The 919-nt window shown below is 58.4% G+C and carries 1 protein-coding gene; it reads left to right on the forward strand.

The annotated features are described in order from the left end of the window. The first annotated feature begins 526 nt into the window (after positions 1–526). Positions 527–889 carry a hypothetical protein gene (locus D5301_RS23970; protein ID WP_153857083.1) on the forward strand — a complete coding sequence of 121 codons (363 nt, stop codon included), beginning with the start codon at positions 527–529 and terminating at the stop codon, positions 887–889. Positions 890–919 lie beyond the last annotated feature (30 nt).

Genomic DNA, 919 nt, shown 5'->3' on the forward strand with positions numbered 1-919 from the left:
CGAACGGGAATCCGTACAAGTTCACAGATCCTGATGGACGGCAGGCGATTCCGATGCCGGCCCCTTACATCCTTCCCATCCCGGTTCCCAACCCTGGTGGAAACATCCAGCGCAGTGAGGATACATCCGGGGGGAATCGCGAGAGCGGGCCAAGTGGAAGGCCAACTTCGAGGCCCACTGAACGTCCCGCAGGTCGGGATACAGTTCGGCGGGGGCGCGACGGGCAGCCAATACCCAATCGTTTCCCCGACCGACCACTACCCACGAAGCCCAATGGTGAGCCTGCACCAGAACCGGATGCGGCTGGCCCGCATACGCAACTGGGGCAGCGAGATGGTAGAAATGGAAAGTACGACCAGGCGAGAGAATTCGACGGTCACGGGAGGCCGGTAAAGACTATTGATTTTACTGACCACGGCCGGCCGGGCAGTCATACGAACCCGCACGAACATCCTTACGAGCCGAGTGCTACCGGGGGCACTCCTTCACGCGGACCCGCGCGGCCGCTTAACGGAGGCGGATAGTCATGACCGTAAACGCTTGGGACTTCCCCATCACGGGAGACAGAGTAGTTGAGGCGTTAAGAGAGAACTTCAGCACGAATGATATTTGGCTGCTATCGCATTTGGATGTCCCTTCGGGAGCGGAGTCAAAAGCGACCTTGGGTCATCTTCGAGAGCGGATGGTGAACAGGCCGTTAGAGGTGTCGACTGGTGATCTGTGCGATGCGCTTGCTGGCGCGCCGCAAGTATGGGTACTGGACATCCGGCTATCATCTGACCACGAAGTCCAGCTCTACATTGAAGATGGTGAGGTATTTGAGGAGAGTCTGGACAGGATGGTCGGAACCGGAGATATCGCTGGACCGACAGACCCGGGACTGAGATGAAATGTAGGTTCGACTCCTGTTTCCGGCACC

Source organism: Stenotrophomonas sp. MH181796, assembly GCF_009659995.1.
GTDB classification, from domain to species: domain Bacteria; phylum Pseudomonadota; class Gammaproteobacteria; order Xanthomonadales; family Xanthomonadaceae; genus Stenotrophomonas; species Stenotrophomonas riyadhensis.